Raw genomic sequence first — 17134 nt, 5'->3', positions numbered from 1 at the left:
ATCAGGCTTGTCCATAAACATAGGGCGAGGCGTCCTGGTGGGTGCGCCCGGCAAAATCGAGGGTGGCGAATTGCTCTTCGGCGCGGCGCTGCGCCGCTTCGAGCCGCGCCAGCGCCTCGGGCAGATCGAAGGCCGGCACCTCACCGTCGACCACGACGTGACGCCCGTCGACAAACACGTCGCGCACCGCGCGTTCCGCCGCCACGTAGATCAGCGACCGAAGCGGATCGCGCACCGGCATCATGGCCGGATCGGCCAGATCGGCAAGGAACAGGTCGGCCTTGGCGCCAACCGAAAGGCGGCCGATATCCTCGCGGCCCAGCACCTTGGCCCCGCCCAGTGTCGCCGCGTCAAAGATGTCGGAGGTGCGCAGGTCGTAGGGGTTCTTCGACATTATCCGGCTGAGGTACAGCGCGGTCCGCATCTCTTCGAGCATGTTGTGAGGATAGGTGTCGGTCCCGATGCCCACAGGGACACCGCCGCGGATATAGCGGCCAACGGTGTTCATCGCGATGCCGCGGCGCTGGAATACGGTTGGACAATGGGCAACCGCTGCGCCGGACTCCTGCAACAGTTTGAAATCCTGCGCTTCGGGCCAGAACACATTCGGATAGTCGTTCAGGAAGATGCCGTGGCCGATGATTGCCCCGGGTTTGAGCACACCCAGGCTGTCCAGCCATTCCAGGGGTGTCACGCCGTGACGGCGCGTGATCTCGGTGAACTCCACGACCGACTGCGCCGCGTGGATCTGGAACGGCAGCCCCTTCTCCTGCGCCAGCGCAAAGCTGTCGGCAATAAGGTCCGGCGTGCAGGTGTCGATCTGCGAGGGCGAGATCATGCCCGACAGACGCCCCGAGGGATGGTTGATCGCGGCCTCGACCGTCTTGACCGCCGCGTCCATATCGGCCTTGCCCGCGGCCTCGTCCCATTCATAATTCACCACATGGCCGTTGTCGGTGTACCACCGAGCCGACCGGTACATCGGGCTGACGACACCGCGCAGGCCCGACGCGGCAAAGGTCTCGATCCAGCCGTCCCAATTGACCGAGAGATCGACCAGCGTCGTGACCCCGGATTTCAGCAGCTCGGAATAGGTGACCTGCACACAGGCTTCGCGCCCCTCGTCGTCACAGCGAAAGAGCGGCATAAATTCATAAAGCGACGACATGCCCAGCCGAGGCGAGCCCAGCTCGTCCAGGAAGCCCTTGTTCATTGCCTCGGAACTCGGATGGGAATGGATGTTCACCAACCCCGGCGAGACAAGCCGGGCGCGCCCGTCGATTTCGGTTTCGGCCGCGCCCTCATAAGTTCCGCCGACGTGTACGATCTTGTCGCCGTCAAAGGCGACGTCCCCATCCCTGAGATATGTGTGGGTGCCCGCTTCGGGATCATAGGCTACGATCCAGGCTGCTTTTCGGATGACGGTGACGGACATGACGAGGGTCTTTCGTAAAAGGTGAAAACCGGAGATCGGCGCAGGGGGGATGGGCCGCGCCGTTTCACAGGCGCGGCCCGGAGGCGGAGATCACTCCTTGAATTTAAGGTCGAGACCTTTGTAGAGGCCCGATCCATAGATGTTGTGCGGCACGATAGTCTCGAGGTCCGACGACTGCGCGATGACCATCGGCTCGTGATAGAGCGGCAGCCAGACAGCGGCATCGTGGACTTTCTCCAGCACATCGCCATAGGCGGACGCGCGGTCTTCGTCGCTGATCGCCGTGGCCCCCGCCAGCAACAGCGCATCGGTCTCGGGATCGTCCCAGTTCATCCGGTTCGGAGACGGCATGTTCTGGCTGCGGAAATACAGGTTCAGCGCATCACCCGACGAGACATAGGGGAAGGACATGCCGAACATGTCGAACTCCTGCGTTGCCAGCTTGCCCCATGCCACCGTGGCATCGAAGGCCTGGATCTGCATGTCCACCCCGATCTCGAGGAGATAGGCCTGCACGGCCTCGGACAGCTTGCCCCATGTCGACCCGGCAAAGACATAGGCCGTGGGTGACAGACGGACCCCGTCTTTCGACCGGACGCCGTCATCGCCACGGACCCAGCCGGCCTCATCCAGCAGGCGATTGGCCTCGGCGGGGTCGAATTTCAGCAGCTTGTCGTCGATCGAGGAATTCCAATCCAGCGCCTCTTGGCTGACATAGGAATAGGCCGGCTGTACCACGCCAAAGAACAGGTCCTCGGACATCGCCGCCTGATCCACCGCGAGGTTGATGGCCTTGCGCACGGCCGGATCGGAAACCGTGTCCTTGTCGATCTTGAAGCCCATGAAATAGGTCCAGAAGGCCAGATCAGACCGCACCACTTCGACGCCCGGCGAGGCGGCAAGCTGTTCAAGCGCGATATAGGGCACGTATTGCGTCACCTGGCTTTGCCCGGTGATCACCGCGACGGTGCGGGTGTTCTCTTCGGGAACGATCTGCCAGGTGATCCGGTCGATCGACGCCGGGCCGGTGTTGGCATGGAACGGCGCGCCCCAGGTGTATGCCTCGTGCTTTTCGAGGATCATCTTGTCGCGCGGGGTCCATTCGACCCAGCAATAGGGACCTGTGCCGTTGAAACCGGAAATCCCGAAGTCAGGCCCCAGCGCCTCGACATTGGCCTGATCGATGATCGTGCCGAACCCTTGCGTCAACTGGTAGAGCAGTTCCGAGAAGGGCGCGGTCAGCTTGTATTCGACGGTATAGTCGTCGACGGCGGTGACGCTTTCGACTTCGCCGGCGCGCCATGCGACCGGCGATTTCGTCTCGGGATCGATCCAGCGGTTCATCGAATAGACCACATCGGCGGCGGTCAGCGCCTTGCCATCGCAGAAGGTCACATCTTCGCGCAGCTTGAAGGTATAGGTCTTGCCGTCTTCGCTGACTTCCCAGCTTTCGGCGATGCCCGGCTCTACGGTCTGCATGTCCGGCGCGAGCGATACCAGCGTGTCGCCCAGCATGAACAGGATCTCCGAAGCCGCTCGGGCGGTGGACTTGTGAGGATCATAGTTGTTGCTGTCCACCTCGCGCACAATCGTCAGCTCTGAGGCCTGCGCGAGGCCCGCTGCAAACAGCAGCGCCGTTGTCGTTAGTAGTCTTTTCATGGTTATTCCTTTCCCTGTTTTTTCCATGTGTTTCTTCAGGATCTCAGTCGTGGATCGAGGACATCGCGCAGCGCGTCGCCAAGAATGTTCGCGGCCAGGACGATCACGAAAATCAGAACCGAGGGGATCACCGCGATATGCGGGGCGAACAGCAGGAAATCCCTGCCCTGCGCCGCCATCATCCCCAGTTCGGCGGTCGGCGGGCGCGCGCCGAGGCCAAGAAACGACAGCGCCGCGCCGATCAGGATGATCTGTCCGAACCGCATCGACATGAAGATCATGATCGTCGAGACGCAGTTCCTCAGCAGATAGCGATGAAACAGCGTATAAGACGACAGGCCCAATGCGCGTCCGGCTTCGATATATTCCTGCTTCATCACCGACACGGCGATCGACCGGGCGATCCGCGCGCTGTCGGGGACGGTGGCAATTGCAAGGGCGATCACCACCGGCATCGCGCCCGGTCCCACCACCGCAACCAGAGCCAGCCCAAGCAGGATGGCCGGAAACGACAGCATGACATCCACCAGCCGCATGACCCATGGATCGAGCTTCGGGCGAAACGCCGCCAAGAGACCGAGCAACGAGCCCAGCACCCCCCCCAGACCGACCGACAGGACACCGATGATCAGCGTCAGGCGGGTGCCGTGGAACAGGCGCGACAGCATGTCCCGCCCCTGCCCGTCCGTGCCCAGAAGATGTGCCGGATCACTTTTGTCCGACCAGATCGGCGGCTTCATCACCGCCCGCGAGCTGGCAAAGGGATCATGCGGAGCGATCAGCGGTGCGGCAATGGCGCAGGCCACGATGACCGCCAGAACCACCGCCGCGACCAAAGCGACCGGATCCCGCAACAGCCGCTGCCACCACGGGCGAACGGGAGCCGGAGCATCCCAAGATGGTGCGTCAACAGGTGTCATTGGCTGCCGTCCTGTCCATGTCCGGTTTCGGGTTTGCCGCCCGCGGGCCGGGCAGAAGTGGCTTGCAACACCGCCCTCATGACTGCACCCGCGGGTCGAGCAGCGCATAGAGGATGTCGACGATCATGTTGATCAGGATGAAGCTCAGCGCGAGAATCAGGATCGTGCCCTGCGCCAGCGGAAAATCGGAGGACAGGATCGCCCCAACCGCAAGCCGGCCGATGCCCGGAAAGGAAAAGATGCTCTCGGTCACGACCGCCCCGCCCAGAAGGTATCCCGCCTGAAGGCCGATCAATGTCACCACCGGGATCAGCGCATTGCGCAGCCCGTGCCTGAGGATCACCTGGGTTTCCGGCAGCCCTTTGGAGCGCGCCGTGCGCACATGGTCGAGCTTGAGCACCTCCAGCACCGAAGAGCGGGTCATCCGGGCCACCGGCCCGATGAAGATCGCGCCAAGGGACAATGCCGGCAGCGCGATATGGCGCAACCCGTCGAGGGTCCAGAGCGGTCCGCCGCGCCCGATGAAGGGCAACAGACGCCATTGCACCCCGAAGTAATGGATCATCATCAGGCAGATGAAGAAGATCGGCAGCGACACGCCCGCAACCGACACCGCCATGATCATGCGGTCGATCAGCGTGCCACGCTTGACCGCCGCAAGGGTGCCCAGCCCGATGCCCACCGGGATCGACCAAATCAGACAGGCGAACATCAATTCCGCGGTCGGCCCGATGGCGGCCAACAGTTCGGATCCCACCGTCTTGTTGGAAATCAGCGAACGCCCCAGATCGCCCTGCATCACCCGGCCAATATAGCTGAAAAACTGTTCAACAACCGGGCGGTCCAGACCCATCTCGACCCGGATCGCGGCCAGAACCTCGGGCGTCGCGGTAGGCCCCGCCATGACGATGGCGGGATCGCCGGGGACCAGGATCAACAGCCCGAAACCCAGCATCAGCACGCCGAAGAGAACCGGGATCGAGATCAGCAATCTGTTGACGATCTGGCCCAGCATCAGACGGTCTGGTCCCGCTGGTACACCACGCGCCCGCCCAAGATGGTCAGATCGCAACGGGTGGTCAGGATATCTTCGGCCGCGCAGGTCAGCAGATCGGTGTCGAACACCGCGACATCGCCAAGCTGCCCTGGCACCAATTGCCCCTTGATCGTTTCTTCATGTGCGGCATAGGCGGATTCGAAGGTATAGGCGTTCAGCGCCTCTTCCATGGTCAGGATATGTTCCGTGCCGATCTGGGTGCCCTTTTCGGTCTTGCGGGTCACCATCGAGTAGAGGTTGGCAAAGGGATCGATCTCGACCACCGGACAATCGGTCGAGGCCGAGGGATGCAGCCCCGCGTCGATCCATGTCCGCATCGGGTGGCTGGCCTCGACACGCTCTTTTTCGATCAGGGTCAGGTAGAGATCGCCGAAGTAATAGAGAAAGGCGGGCTGCGGCGCGGGCAGAACGTGCATCGCCTTCATGCGCGCCATCTGATCGGGCCGCAGCCAGCCGCAATGCTCGATCCGGTGCCGGCGATCCGGATCCGGCACCTCGGCCAGCGCCGCCTCGAAGGCGTTCAGCACCTGCTCGATGGCCGCATCGCCGATGGCGTGAATGGCAAACCGATAGCCCTTGCGATGGCCGTCCGCGATCATGGCGTTCAATTCGGCATCGTCGAGGCAGAGCAGGCCGGTGTCGGTTTCATCGCCGCCAAGATAGGGCCGGGTCATCGCGGCGGTGCGCCCGCCCGCCGCGCCGTCGGTAAAGATCTTGACCGGGCCGATGCGGAACATGTCGTCGCCGCCGCCCGAAACCATGCCCGCGGCACCGGCTTCGGCCATGACCGTCCGGCCCTTGTCGCCCATCAGCGTCGCATAGACCCGCACCGGGAGCCGGCCCTCGCGATGCGCCTTCTGATAGGCCAGCATCTCGGTCCAGCCGTCGCGGATGCCGACCGCCGCCTCCATGCAGGAGGTGATCCCGCGCGACAGAAGATCCGCGCCGCCCCGCTCGATGCTTTGCACCAGCGTCTCGACCGAGTTCTCGGGCAGCACCTGCATCACCGGCTCGCGGCCGGTTTCGGCCAACAGACCGGTCAGCCGGCCGTTCTGCCGTTCGATCAGCCCGCCCTGCGGCGACGGCGTGTCCTCGGTGATCCCGGCCAGCTTCAAAGCCAGCGAGTTTGCCACGGCAAGGTGTCCGTCCGTGCGCACGATATAGACCGGATGATCCGGGCAGGCTTCGTCCAGTTCTTCGCGATACGGGTGGCGGCCGACATCCAGCTTGAAATGGTCATAGCCGCGCCCGATCACCCAATCGCCCTTGGGCAGGGTCGCGGCCCGATCCCGCAGCGATGCCAACAACGATTCCAGCGTCGGCACGGTAGCGGGGCGCAGGTCGATCTCGGACATGGCGGTGCCGTAAGGCACCAGGTGCATATGCGCATCGTTCAGCCCCGGCGTTGCAAGCCGACCGGCCAAATCGATCACGGTGGTCTGCGGCCCGATCAGAGGCTCGATCTCGACATCCGAGCCGGTCGCCAGAACCCGGCCGCCCCACAGCGCAATGGCACTGGCCAGAGGCAGGCCGAGGCCGCACCAAACCTTGCCGTTCTTCAAAACGGTCTCTGCATGTACGGGCGTTCCCATCACGCTTGCACCTGGTTGGCTTCAAAGCCCTTGATCATCGAATTCTCCGGTTTGGTCGTTCTGCACATGTCTTGCTCGGAATGTTCACTGGACAGGCGGGTTTTTTGTCAATCAAGCACCAGCCGAGGGTCACATTCACAAAACACGCCTCAAGCCCTTGTTTTCACGTGTAAATAACCGCCTTCTCTCATGCTGATCGAGGTGATTAAATTTCTGATAAGAATATAAATGTCCCAAAACGGGCATTGTCGGTCGCGCCGCATCCGGTTTTCGAGTGCCGCAGACCAGCGCGCGACAGGGGATTGGCGCCCGGCGAAGGCTCAGAATTCAGGCGTGTCATAGGCCATGAGATCGTCCAGATGCGCCTCTGCGCCCTCGGCGAAAAGCGCGCTGGTGATCCCGCGGACAACCCGGCCGGGACCGAACTTGAGCGCATTGATCGACGAACCGGAGGGCCCGAAACTCATCGTCGCGCCGAAGGTGAAGACCCGGATGCGCGCCAGCGCCTCGGCGTCGGCGGGGTCTCTGGGCAAGAGCTCGAAGGTGTCGCCCAGAAACGGAAAGGCCCCAAGGCGCGGAACCTCTTGCGCTGGCGGGTGGCGGTCGGCCCATGTCGCGATCCGGTCGGCAAAAGGCGCCAGCTCGGGGCGGTGGCCGGCCCCGATTTCCAGTCCCGTCCCGCAGATGACGTGATCGGCGGTAAACCGGCCCAGGGTGGTCTCGATTTCCACCCGGTCGCCCCGCATACGGGCGTCGCACCATCCTTCACCGGTGTGCAGTTGGACATTGTCGTGACGTGCCACCCGGTCCCATGTTTCCTGCGGGAACGCCTCGCGCAGGGTCAGAAGATAGCGCATGAACCGCCAGCGCAGCGGCACCGGCAGATCTCCCATGTGGCGCAGAAATCCGTTGTAGGACAGTTGCTTGAAGGGCTGGACCCGTTGAATTTCGGGCCGTCGCACGAAGATGTGGACGCTTTCCGCCCCAGCCTCCACCGCAGCGGCCGCATTGTCGAAGGCCGCCGCCCCGGCGCCCAGCACCGCCACGACCTTGCCGCGCATCGCGCCAAAGTCGATCGGATCACAGGCATGGTTGCGCCTTGCTTCCGGCAGATCCGAGATGAAGTCGGGCATCCACCAGCGCCCGAAACCGTCGATGCCGTTGGCCAGAACGACCTGCCGGGTGTAAAGCGTTTTTGGCGCGGGTCCGCCGATTTCGACCGCAACATGATCGGGATGGGGATGAATCGCCACCACCGGCGCGGCGCCCTCAACCGGCAGTCCGAGCACCTTTTCGTACCAGCCAAGGTACTCTGCCCACATGCCTTTGGGAATCTTGCCCACGTCCTTCCAGGCGGCAGCGCCGAACTGTGCCTCGTACCAGCTTTGAAAGGTCAGCGACGGGATGTCGAGGTCGGGGCCTGTCACCTCTTTCGGAGAGCGCAGGGTTTTCATCCGGGCATAGGTGTTCCATGGGCCGCGTTGCCCCGCAGGCGCGGCATCTACGATCGCAAACCCGTCGACCCGTTCCCGCAAAAGCTGGAACCCGATGGCCAACCCGCCCTGCCCGGCGCCCACAACCAGGACGTTGAGCATCCTCTTGCCATCTGGACCGAGGGCGGGTTTGACCCAAGAGGCGCACGGCCATGCAATCTTGTCCAGATCCCTTGCAATCTGGGACTCCAGCATCGACAGTCCACCGGCGTCATTCATTTTTCGTCCCTTTCCAGAGGTCTTCAATGCGTATTCTGTTGACCGGCGGCACCGGTTTTCTGGGGCTTGCCCTGACCGAACGCCTGCTTGCAGAGGGGCATTCCGTTGATGTCCTGGCGCCGGAACTGCCAGCCCCTTGGATGTGCGCAGCCCTGCAGCGCGGTGCCCGGTATCACACGGGCGATGTTCGCGATGCCGACACCGTGGCCCGGGTGATGCAAGAGACCGGCACAGAGTTGGTCATCCATGCCGCCGCGGCAACCCCGGACGCGGAGCGCGAAGCCGCCGGCAATGCTGCCGAGATCGTCGCGATCAACATCGGCGGTACCGCCACGGTGATCGAACAGGCCGCCCTCTGCGGCGTTCGGCGGGTCATGGCGCTGTCGTCGGTCGCGGTTTACGGCCGGAGCCTTGCGGAGGCAGAGATACTGGTCGAGAGCATGCCACCGCAGCCGCAGAACCTGTACGCGATCAGCAAGAGCTCTGCCGAAGCGCTGGCGCTGCGGTTGGGCGCGGTGCATCGCATTCCGGTTCTCACCCCGCGCGTCGGGGTGCTCTGGGGACAATGGGAGCATCGCTCCGGCCAGCGCGCCACCCCCTCGCCCGCGTTTTGCATGGTCGAATTGGCGCGGCGCGGCGAGGATATCCACCTGCCCTTCGCAGCCACGGCACCGCTGTGCCATGTCGAAACCGCCTGCGAGATGCTGGCGGCCTTGGTCACGGCGCCGTGGGAGGGCGGAATCGTAAACCTCGGGGCCGATCGGTCTGTGGACCTCATCGACTTTGCCGAGGCCGTCGCCCGGCAATTCGGCGTCAGCGCCGACGTGGATGCCAACCGCGCGAATGTCCCCTTCTTCGCGGTCGACCGGCCGCCCATGGCGCTGGAGCGCCTGCAGCATCTGACCGGCCGGTCCTTTGCCGCCCCAGATTTCCGGATACAACTGCAAGGCTATGCGGACTGGCTGGCCGGGCTGGAGCATGACGGCGCTGCCCCCTGCCCGGCGTTCTAGCTGACGCCGGTCAGCCACAGTGTCAGCCCCGGAACCAGCATCAGGAGCGCCAGCCTCAGGATGTCGACGATACAGAAGCCGGCAACACCCAGATAAGTGGCGCTCATCGGAACATCCTTAGTCATCGAGTTGATAACGAAGAGGTTCAGCCCGAACGGCGGAGAGATCATCCCCACTTCGACCGCGATCAGCACGAGTATGCCGAACCAGATCAGCGTCTGCGCCGGGCTCATCCCCAGGTCGAGCCCGAGCACCACCGGGACAAAGACCGGCAGGGTCAGCAGAACCATCGCAAGGCTTTCCAGAACACAGCCCAGAACAAGATAGACCAGCAGGATTATCGAGATGATGGCATAGGGCGGCAGTTCGAGCGCCACGATCTGCGCCGACAATTCCGCGGGCATCCGCGTCAGGGCAAGGGCCGAGGAAAACAGTTCGGCGCCGAGCAGGATCAGAAAGATAAAGGCCGTGTTGATCGCCGTGCTCTGAACCGCCTCCTGGAACTGCCGCCATCGGATCGTGCCATTGACCACGCCCAAAAGCCCCACGGCCACCGCGCCGATGGCCGCGGCTTCGGTTGGTGAGAACCAGCCATTGTAGATGCCGCCGACAACCACAAAAAACACCAGACCCGCCGACCAGACCGCGCGGGTTTCCCGCAGCCGGATCGCCCAACCGTGCCGTTCGGCGGTGGGGGCCGATTGGGGCGAGATTTTTACATAGACCCAGATCACCGCCATGTATCCCAACACTGCCAAAAGCCCTGGGATCATCGCTGCGACGAACAGCGCGCCAATGCTCTGTTCGGTGTAAAGCGCATAGATCACGAGGATGACCGAGGGCGGGATAAGGATACCCAGCGTCCCGCCACCCGCCAGTGTTCCGGTGGTCAGGGCGCCGGAATACCCGTGGCGGCGCATTTCCGGGCCGGCCACATGGGTCATCGTGGCAGCGGTGGCAATCGAGGATCCGCAGAGTGCGCCAAAGGCCGCGCAGCCCCCGATGGTGGCAAGCGCCAGGCCGCCGGGGCGGTGCCCGAGATAGGCGCGCGCGCAGCGAAACAGCCCCGTGCTCATGCCCGACTTGGTGGCAAATTCGCCCATCAACAGGAACAGTGGAATGATCGACAGGGTATAGCTGGAAAAGCGGCTGAACATCAGCGTCTTGAGGTTCGCCAACAAGGGCGCCCAGCCCAGGATCGCCGCATAGCCCAGCCCGCCGGCCACCAGCATCGAAACCGCGACGGGCACGCGCAGGATCAGCATGGCAAGCACGCCGCCGAACATGGTCAGGCCGATTTCGTAACTGCTCATGCCGGTGTCTCGGACGGTCTCGGGGTGGCGCCGCAGGCGCGTTCGACCATGACAAATGCCGCGCAGAGCACCCACAAAAGGCAGGGCAGAAAGGACGCGAAAAAGCCCCACCACAGGGGAAGTTGCAGAAACATCGTGGCCCGTTCCCGCGAAAAGGCGTCGAGCCCGCCCACACCTGTCCGCCATGTCAAGATTATCGCCACGACCAGCATCAGACCGCTGGCCACAAGATCACAGGCCAGCCTGATCGGCCGCGGGAGGCGATCGGTGAACAGGGTGATGGCGACATGGCCACCGGCCAATTGGCAGAGCGGCAGAAAGCTGGCGACCGAGGCGCCGACCACCAGTTCCACGATTTCGCTGTCCCCGAGGAACGGCGCGCCAAAGGCTTCGCTGATCACCGCGCCCACCGTCAACAGCGCGATGGCAGAGAGCGCGCAGCCCCCCGCCAACGCCACCGTGTTCGCCGCCGTTTCCAGCGGCGCGCGCAGTCGGGTGATCATTTGCGGCCGTATTTGGCGGTGATCTCCTGAAGGCTCTGGAACAGCGCCGCACCGTCATAACCGCGCGAGTCCATCTCGGCGATCCATGCATCATAGGCGGGTTTCACCGCCTCTTTCCAACGCGCGATCTCGGCGTCGGACAAGGTGATGATCTCATCCCCCGCATCCACCGTGGCCTGCCGGGCCGGGTCGGTTGCCGTGTCCCAGATTTCGCCCATGCGGGTAGCGTATTCGATGCCGGAATTGGCATCGATCACGGCTTTGAGGTCGTCGGGCAGGCGGTCATAGCTGTCCTGGCTCATCAGGGTCATGAGCATCGACTGAAACAGCGGATAATCCGTGTGATAATCGGTCACTTCATAGAACCGGAAGGGCTGGGTGATCGCCCAGTTGATCAACATGCCATCGACCTGGCCGCGGCTCAGCGCCTCATAGACGTCGCCCAGCCCCATTCCGACCGGCGTGGCGCCCAGCCCCTTGACCGCCTCACCGATGAATCGGCCGGCGACACGAAGCTTCATGCCCTGGAAATCCTCAAGCGCGCGGATGGGTGTTCCATGGGTATGAATCAGCGCGGCGTCAGTGGCGTGAACCGAAATGATCTTGATGCCTTCGAATTCCTTGGCCAGGTTCGCTTCGATGAACTCCATCGCGGCGGGGCTCATCGTGGCCGAGGTGCCGGTGTTCATGAACGGCAGTTCAAGCCCCTGTGCGCCGGGAAACCGGCCAGGGGTAAAGCCCGGCAGGGTCCAGATGATGTCGACGATCCCGTCTTCCATCTGAGACACCAGATCGGCGACACTGCCGCCCAGCTGCAACGACGGATAGACCTCGACCGCGATACGTCCGTCGCTGTCCGCCTCCACCTTTTCCGCCCAGCGGTCGAGATGCGCCGTGTGATCCAGCGAGGCCGGCGACCCGAAAGAATGCACGCGCAGCGTCACCTCCTGCGCGGCCAGCGCCAGCGGGGAAAGATACAGCGCGACAGTCGCGCCAAGGGCCAGTTTCGAAAAAATGCGCATCGCGGTTCCTCTTGATCAGTGTTGGCGATGACGCTGCATGTTTCCCCGATCATCGCTAGAAGGAACCGGCCATTCGAACTAAAAAGTCGAATGACGCGCCTGATCTTTGGGCATTGCAATGCTCCAGGCACCCTAAATCTCGGCCTAATCCAATAAGTTCATTGGCTTAACCTATAACCACGAAGGAAAAACCATGCCCGTTGAAACCGATAGAAACACCCCTTTGGCGGGCCGCACGGCGGTCATAACCGGGGCGGGTTCGGGCATCGGATTGGCCACTGCCCGCCTGTTCGCCACGGCCGGGGCGCGTTTGGCGCTGGTGGATCGCGCTGACCCTCAGCCGTTGCAAAAGGCGTTTCCCGATGCGCTGTGTCTGACCGGCGATGTCGGCAATCCCGCCGCCGTGGCCGAGCACGCGAGGGCGATCAGGGACCGGTTCGGCCGGATGGATATCCTGGTGACTGCCGCCGGTTGGTCCGATGGCAAGACCGTGGCCCAGGGCGATTACCCAAGCTGGACCGCCGTGCTCAATACCGTTCTCGACGGCACGTTTCTTTGGGCGCATCAGGCCGTCACCCAGATGTCCGAACACGGCGGGTCCATCGTTTTCGTGGGCTCGCAACTGGCCCTGTCGGGGGGGCGCAACAACGCGGCCTATCTCGCGGGAAAGGGCGCCGTGATGAGCCTTGCCCGGAGCATGGCGCTGGAGCACGCCGACGAGGGAATCCGTGTCAACACGGTCATTCCCGGTGCCATCGACACCCCGTTGCTGGCCCGTGGATTTGCCCGCAGCGCAGATCCCGAGGCCGCGAAGGCACGGTCGATGGCGCGCCATGCCCTCGGGCGGCTGGGCCGACCCGAGGAAGTTGCCGAGGCCATCCTGTTTCTTGCCTCCGACCGGGCGTCTTTCACGACGGGCAGTTGCATGATGGTCGAAGGGGGCTGGCTGGCTGGCTAGGCCCGAGTCAGGCGGTGCCGTGATCGTGTCGCAGCCCGTTCCAGAATCTCTCGGTTGAGGCCCGCAGCCGCGCCGCTCTCGCAAAGCAGGGAGGTCGCCCCAACACGCATCGAGGAAGAAGTGCGGCCCGGCGGGGCGCGGAAACCGCCGGGCCACTCCGACTTAGCCGTCCTTGTAGTGATAGCTGTAGCCATTCAATGCCGGCGCACCGCCAAGATGGGCATAGAGAACCCGAGCGCCGTCAGGGAAGAACCCCTTGCGCGTCAGATCGATCAATCCCTGCATGGATTTGCCCTCGTAGACCGGATCGGTGATCATCGCTTCGGTGCGGGCGGCCAGGCGGATGGCATCATTTGTTTCGTCCGACGGCACACCATAGGCCGGGTAGGCATAATCCGGGTTGATGACGATCTCGTCTTCGCGCACCTCGCGGCCAAGCCCCACCAGTTCGGCGGTCTTGTCGACAATCCCTCGCACCTGCGCGCGGGTCTGCTCGAGCGTGCCGGAGGCGTCGATGCCGATCACCCGGCTGGCACGGTCCTGTGCGGCAAACCCCACGATCATCCCACCTTGGGTCGAGCCGGTGACGACGCAGACGATGACATAGTCGAAGGTGAAGCCAAGCTCCTTTTCCTGCTGCGCCACCTCCTCGGCAAAGCCGACATACCCAAGCGCACCGAACTTGTGGACCGAGGCCCCCGCCGGGATCGCATAGGGCTTGCCACCGTCGTCCTTGACCGACTGGATTGCGTCTTCCCAGCTCTTGCGGATGCCGATGTCAAAACCGTCATCGACAAGGCGGCTGTCGGCGCCCATGAGGCGCGTCATCTGAATATTGCCAACCCGGTCGTAGACAGCATCGAAATGCGGCACCCATTTTTCCTGGATGACGACGCATTTCATGCCCAGCTTGGCCGCTGTCGCCGCAACCATACGGGTGTGGTTCGACTGGACCCCGCCGATCGACACCAGCGTATCGGCGCCGGAAGCCAATGCGTCGGGAACGATATATTCCAATTTGCGCAGCTTGTTGCCACCCATGGCGAGGCCGGAATTGCAATCTTCGCGCTTGGCATAAATCTCCACCTTTCCACCAAGCGCCTCCGATAGCCGCGGCAGCGGTTCGATCGGCGTGGGGCCGAAGGTGAGAGGGTAACGTTCGAATTTTTCGAGCATCGACATGGGTATCTCCTAGCTGACTTGCTGCGCCAGACGCTAGGCGATGTTGCCGGAAAGGTGCTTCCGAATTTGCCAGACATATTTTACGGTATCGATGATAATCTCCGAAAAATGTACCGGCCCGGCAAAGCAAGACGCAGAATATGAAAGAATCTTCCACAGGCGATCTCGACCGAATCGATCTCAATATCCTGCGCGCCCTGCAGTCGGACGGGCGCCTGTCCAACGCGGATCTCGCCACCCGCGTCAATGTCAGCCCCGCAACCTGCCACCGCCGCACCCAGCGGTTGTTCGCGGACGGATACATCACTGGCGTTCACGCGCAGATCGCGCCCCAATCCGTCGGGCTCGGAGCGGTCGTCATGGTCGGTGTGGTGCTGGACCGCTCGACGCCGGAAAGTTTTGAAGCCTTCGAACAGGCGGTGACCAAGCTGAAGGAAGTGCTCGACTGCAACCTGGTGGCTGGCGACTTTGACTATCTACTGAAAATCCGAGTCCGCGATATGTCCGACTTCAACAAGTTGCACGGCAAGCAACTCATCGCCTTGCCCGGCGTGCGTCAGACCCGGACCTTTTTTGTGATGAAAGAGGTCAAGGACAACGCACCGCTGCCGTTTTGATATCAGCCACCACGCCATCGTTTGCAGCCTGATGCACCGGTTTGCCTGCGTCTTTACGGGCGGGCAAACGCGCTACAGATTGGCTCAGCTATTCTTGGGGATCCTACACCGGCACAGGCCAGGCTTTGCGGCCTGCCGATCTTCGACGAGAAGGAGATCAGGTGTTCAGTCCCGGCACTTGGTGGATCGGATTGACGATGAATCTGTCCGGCTCTGAAGTCCAGATCTTGCAGACATATTCGTAGGGCGTGTGACCACTGGGGGCCTTGTGCCTGCGATCGGAGGGTCTCGGTCGCCCTTCAAACCCCGTTGGAGAACTCTGTCGCGACCCGCTCTCGGGCTTTTTTCAGAGCATTTTCCAGCCGGTCTTGCAGTTTCGCGAACCGCAGGCTGGGCACTGGCACCGAAATCGCGTGGTAATTGCCGCTGAGATCACGGAAGGCAAAACCTATGGCCGAAATGCCGGCCGTATGCTCATCCCGGTCATGGGCAAAGCCGGTCTGACGAATTTCGTCGAGCCGCTCGAGGAGTTCGGCTGTCTCTTTCTCTGAAAGGGCGCCAGTCTTTTCCTGCAGGATCAACCGTTTCGCCTCGTCTTCTGGCATCAGCGCCAAGCAGGCACGGCCATTGGCGGTGGTGGTGAGGGGAAAGACCTCGCCCACCGAGGATACGGTGCGCAGCCGATGTAGCCCCGGCACCTGATCGAGAAAAATCATGGCGCCGTTGCGCAGCACCGCAAGATCCGTGGTCTCGCCGGTTTCCTGTGTCACCTCTGTCAAGATTGCGCGGCAGCGTTCGACGACATTGAAATTCGCGGCCTCCGCAAAGGCGCCCAGCTCTGGACCCAACCGGATGCCGCCGCCTTTCGGGTCCTGGATGACGAAGCGCTCGGTCACCAGTGCGCCGATGATTCGCTGTACCGTAGAGCGGGGCAGGTCCACCCGCGTCGCGATCTGACCGAGGCTGAGGCCACTGCGCGCTTCTTTTAGGGCACGCAGAATCTCGGCGGCGCGCGCAATGACCTGAATGCCAGAGCGGTCTTTTTTGTCATTTTCTTCAGCCATATACCCGCTCTCCTTTCCAAAAAGCCCGTCATCGCCGTCGATTTGTCACAACAGCATATGTACCGCAATGTGGTTCAAGTCAATCGCGATGCAGATATTTGTTGACCGTATTATGGGCCGTCTGTACCGTATATCGAGACAGAGGGAGGAGCTCTCTGACAGTTTTGACGCAAACGACGCCGGCCCCTCGCCGGCGAATAGAGAAGGTGCATCCGATGGTTGAAATCCGCGGAATCGAGTTCCAGAGCAACACCGACAACGACATGGGCCTGGAGTTCTACAACCTCAGCCACCGCTTCGGGTTTCAGAACCCGAACTGGCCCTATTTCGAAGACACCAAGATCGAGCGCATCCATTACATGGCCAAGTCCGGCGTGCTGAGCCAGCGTATTACCACCACGATGCACGCCACCACCCATATCGACGCGCCGGCCCATGTGGTACAGGGCACCCCCTTCATCGACGAAGTGCCGCTGCCGCATTTCTTCGGCTCCGGCATCGTGGTCTCGCTGCCCAAGAAAAAGTGGGAGCCGATCACCGGTGAAGATCTTGAGAAAGCCTGTGGCCATGCGATCCGCAAGGGTGATGTGCTGATTATCAACACCGGCTGGCACAAGCAGTATGAAGACGGCGACTACTTTGCCTATTGCCCCGGTTTCGTCGCCTCTGCCGGTGAATGGATGGTGGAAAAGGGCGTCAAGGTCGTCGGCCACGATACCCAGGCCAATGACCACCCGCTGGCCACCGCGATCGGTCCGCAGCGCAATGGGCCGCTGCTGCCGCACCTGGCCGAAGAGTACAAGGAATGGTCGGGCGGCCGTGACTGGAAAGACGACTTCCCGGACTGGGAGCCGGTGCACAACATCCTGTTCAAGAACGGCATCATGGGCATCGAGAATGTCGGCGGCGACCTGGATGCCGTCACCGGCAAGCGCTGTACCTTTGCCTTCTTCCCGTGGAACTGGGATCGCGGCGATGGCTGCATCATCCGCCTGGTGGCGATGATCGACAAGACACAGGGTTTCCGCATCGAAGACGGTTCCGAATACTGAACTCTCCCCGACTGGCCGCCGGGAGACCGGCGGCCCCT

The 17134-nt window shown here is 62.6% G+C and carries 15 protein-coding genes and 1 pseudogene; 4 read left to right on the top strand and 12 right to left on the bottom strand.

What is annotated here, in order from left to right:
* Position 1 precedes the first annotated feature (1 nt).
* The 6 genes from CVM52_RS00775 to CVM52_RS00750 form a co-directional block, all read right to left on the bottom strand.
* Positions 2 to 1435, bottom strand: a complete 1434-nt coding sequence (locus tag CVM52_RS00775; RefSeq protein ID WP_100160820.1) for an amidohydrolase family protein — start codon at positions 1433 to 1435, stop codon at positions 2 to 4.
* A 90-nt stretch (positions 1436 to 1525) separates the two neighbouring features.
* Positions 1526 to 3094: an ABC transporter substrate-binding protein gene (locus CVM52_RS00770; protein ID WP_100160819.1), complete on the bottom strand. Its 1569-nt coding sequence runs from the start codon at positions 3092 to 3094 to the stop codon at positions 1526 to 1528.
* A 35-nt stretch (positions 3095 to 3129) separates the two neighbouring features.
* Entirely contained in the window at positions 3130 to 4014 is an 885-nt protein-coding gene (locus CVM52_RS00765) for an ABC transporter permease (protein ID WP_100160818.1), read from the bottom strand.
* Between the two features lie 76 nt (positions 4015 to 4090).
* Positions 4091 to 5029 carry an ABC transporter permease gene (locus tag CVM52_RS00760; RefSeq protein WP_100160817.1) on the bottom strand — a complete coding sequence of 313 codons (939 nt, stop codon included), beginning with the start codon at positions 5027 to 5029 and terminating at the stop codon, positions 4091 to 4093.
* On the bottom strand, positions 5029 to 6663 hold the full coding sequence (locus CVM52_RS00755) for an amidohydrolase (RefSeq protein ID WP_100160816.1): 1635 nt from the start codon (positions 6661 to 6663) through the stop codon (positions 5029 to 5031). The genes CVM52_RS00760 and CVM52_RS00755 overlap by 1 nt, the downstream gene beginning before the upstream one ends.
* 320 nt (positions 6664 to 6983) lie before the next feature.
* Complete coding sequence (locus tag CVM52_RS00750; RefSeq protein WP_205964838.1) at positions 6984 to 8258, bottom strand: NAD(P)-binding domain-containing protein; 1275 nt, start codon at positions 8256 to 8258, stop codon at positions 6984 to 6986.
* 155 nt (positions 8259 to 8413) lie between these two features.
* Between CVM52_RS00750 and CVM52_RS00745 the strand changes: the two genes are divergently transcribed.
* Positions 8414 to 9385, top strand: coding sequence for an NAD-dependent epimerase/dehydratase family protein (locus CVM52_RS00745; protein ID WP_172720873.1), 972 nt, complete (start codon positions 8414 to 8416; stop codon positions 9383 to 9385).
* On the opposite strand, the gene CVM52_RS00740 is transcribed toward CVM52_RS00745, so the two are convergent.
* The 3 genes from CVM52_RS00740 to CVM52_RS00730 are packed head-to-tail and all read right to left on the bottom strand — an operon-like array spanning position 9382 to position 12223.
* The gene (locus tag CVM52_RS00740) at positions 9382 to 10698 is read right to left on the bottom strand and encodes a TRAP transporter large permease (RefSeq protein WP_100160814.1); all 1317 of its coding nucleotides are present in this window, start codon (positions 10696 to 10698) and stop codon (positions 9382 to 9384) included. The two genes, CVM52_RS00745 and CVM52_RS00740, sit on opposite strands and share 4 nt — an antisense overlap.
* Complete coding sequence (locus CVM52_RS00735) at positions 10695 to 11201, bottom strand: TRAP transporter small permease (protein WP_100160813.1); 507 nt, start codon at positions 11199 to 11201, stop codon at positions 10695 to 10697. Before CVM52_RS00735 ends, CVM52_RS00740 begins: the two co-directional genes overlap by 4 nt.
* The gene (locus tag CVM52_RS00730) at positions 11198 to 12223 is read right to left on the bottom strand and encodes a TRAP transporter substrate-binding protein (protein WP_100160812.1); all 1026 of its coding nucleotides are present in this window, start codon (positions 12221 to 12223) and stop codon (positions 11198 to 11200) included. Before CVM52_RS00730 ends, CVM52_RS00735 begins: the two co-directional genes overlap by 4 nt.
* Positions 12224 to 12416: 193 nt before the next feature.
* Between CVM52_RS00730 and CVM52_RS00725 the strand changes: the two genes are divergently transcribed.
* The gene (locus CVM52_RS00725; RefSeq protein WP_100160811.1) at positions 12417 to 13181 is read left to right on the top strand and encodes an SDR family oxidoreductase; all 765 of its coding nucleotides are present in this window, start codon (positions 12417 to 12419) and stop codon (positions 13179 to 13181) included.
* Positions 13182 to 13343: 162 nt separating this feature from the next.
* Here CVM52_RS00725 and CVM52_RS00720 read toward each other — a convergent pair whose 3' ends face one another.
* On the bottom strand, positions 13344 to 14363 hold the full coding sequence (locus CVM52_RS00720) for a 1-aminocyclopropane-1-carboxylate deaminase (protein WP_100160810.1): 1020 nt from the start codon (positions 14361 to 14363) through the stop codon (positions 13344 to 13346).
* Positions 14364 to 14503: 140 nt separating this feature from the next.
* Between CVM52_RS00720 and CVM52_RS00715 the strand changes: the two genes are divergently transcribed.
* Positions 14504 to 14980, top strand: a complete 477-nt coding sequence (locus tag CVM52_RS00715) for an Lrp/AsnC family transcriptional regulator (RefSeq protein WP_100160809.1) — start codon at positions 14504 to 14506, stop codon at positions 14978 to 14980.
* Positions 14981 to 15137: 157 nt separating this feature from the next.
* On the opposite strand, the pseudogene CVM52_RS00710 reads toward CVM52_RS00715, so the two are convergent.
* Positions 15138 to 15239 (bottom strand): annotated as a pseudogene (locus tag CVM52_RS00710) (IS481 family transposase); the annotation flags it as partial.
* Between the two features lie 40 nt (positions 15240 to 15279).
* Positions 15280 to 16044, bottom strand: a complete 765-nt coding sequence (locus tag CVM52_RS00705) for an IclR family transcriptional regulator (protein ID WP_100160808.1) — start codon at positions 16042 to 16044, stop codon at positions 15280 to 15282.
* A gap of 215 nt (positions 16045 to 16259) precedes the next feature.
* Here CVM52_RS00705 and CVM52_RS00700 point away from each other — a divergent pair, with 215 nt between their 5' ends.
* Complete coding sequence (locus CVM52_RS00700; RefSeq protein WP_172720872.1) at positions 16260 to 17096, top strand: cyclase family protein; 837 nt, start codon at positions 16260 to 16262, stop codon at positions 17094 to 17096.
* Positions 17097 to 17134 lie beyond the last annotated feature (38 nt).

The sequence above is a fragment of the Pseudooceanicola lipolyticus genome (genome assembly GCF_002786325.1).
GTDB lineage: Bacteria > Pseudomonadota > Alphaproteobacteria > Rhodobacterales > Rhodobacteraceae > Pseudooceanicola_C > Pseudooceanicola_C lipolyticus.
The sequence above is the reverse complement of the archived record's forward strand: the minus strand, read 5'-3'. Positions and strand labels throughout refer to the sequence as shown.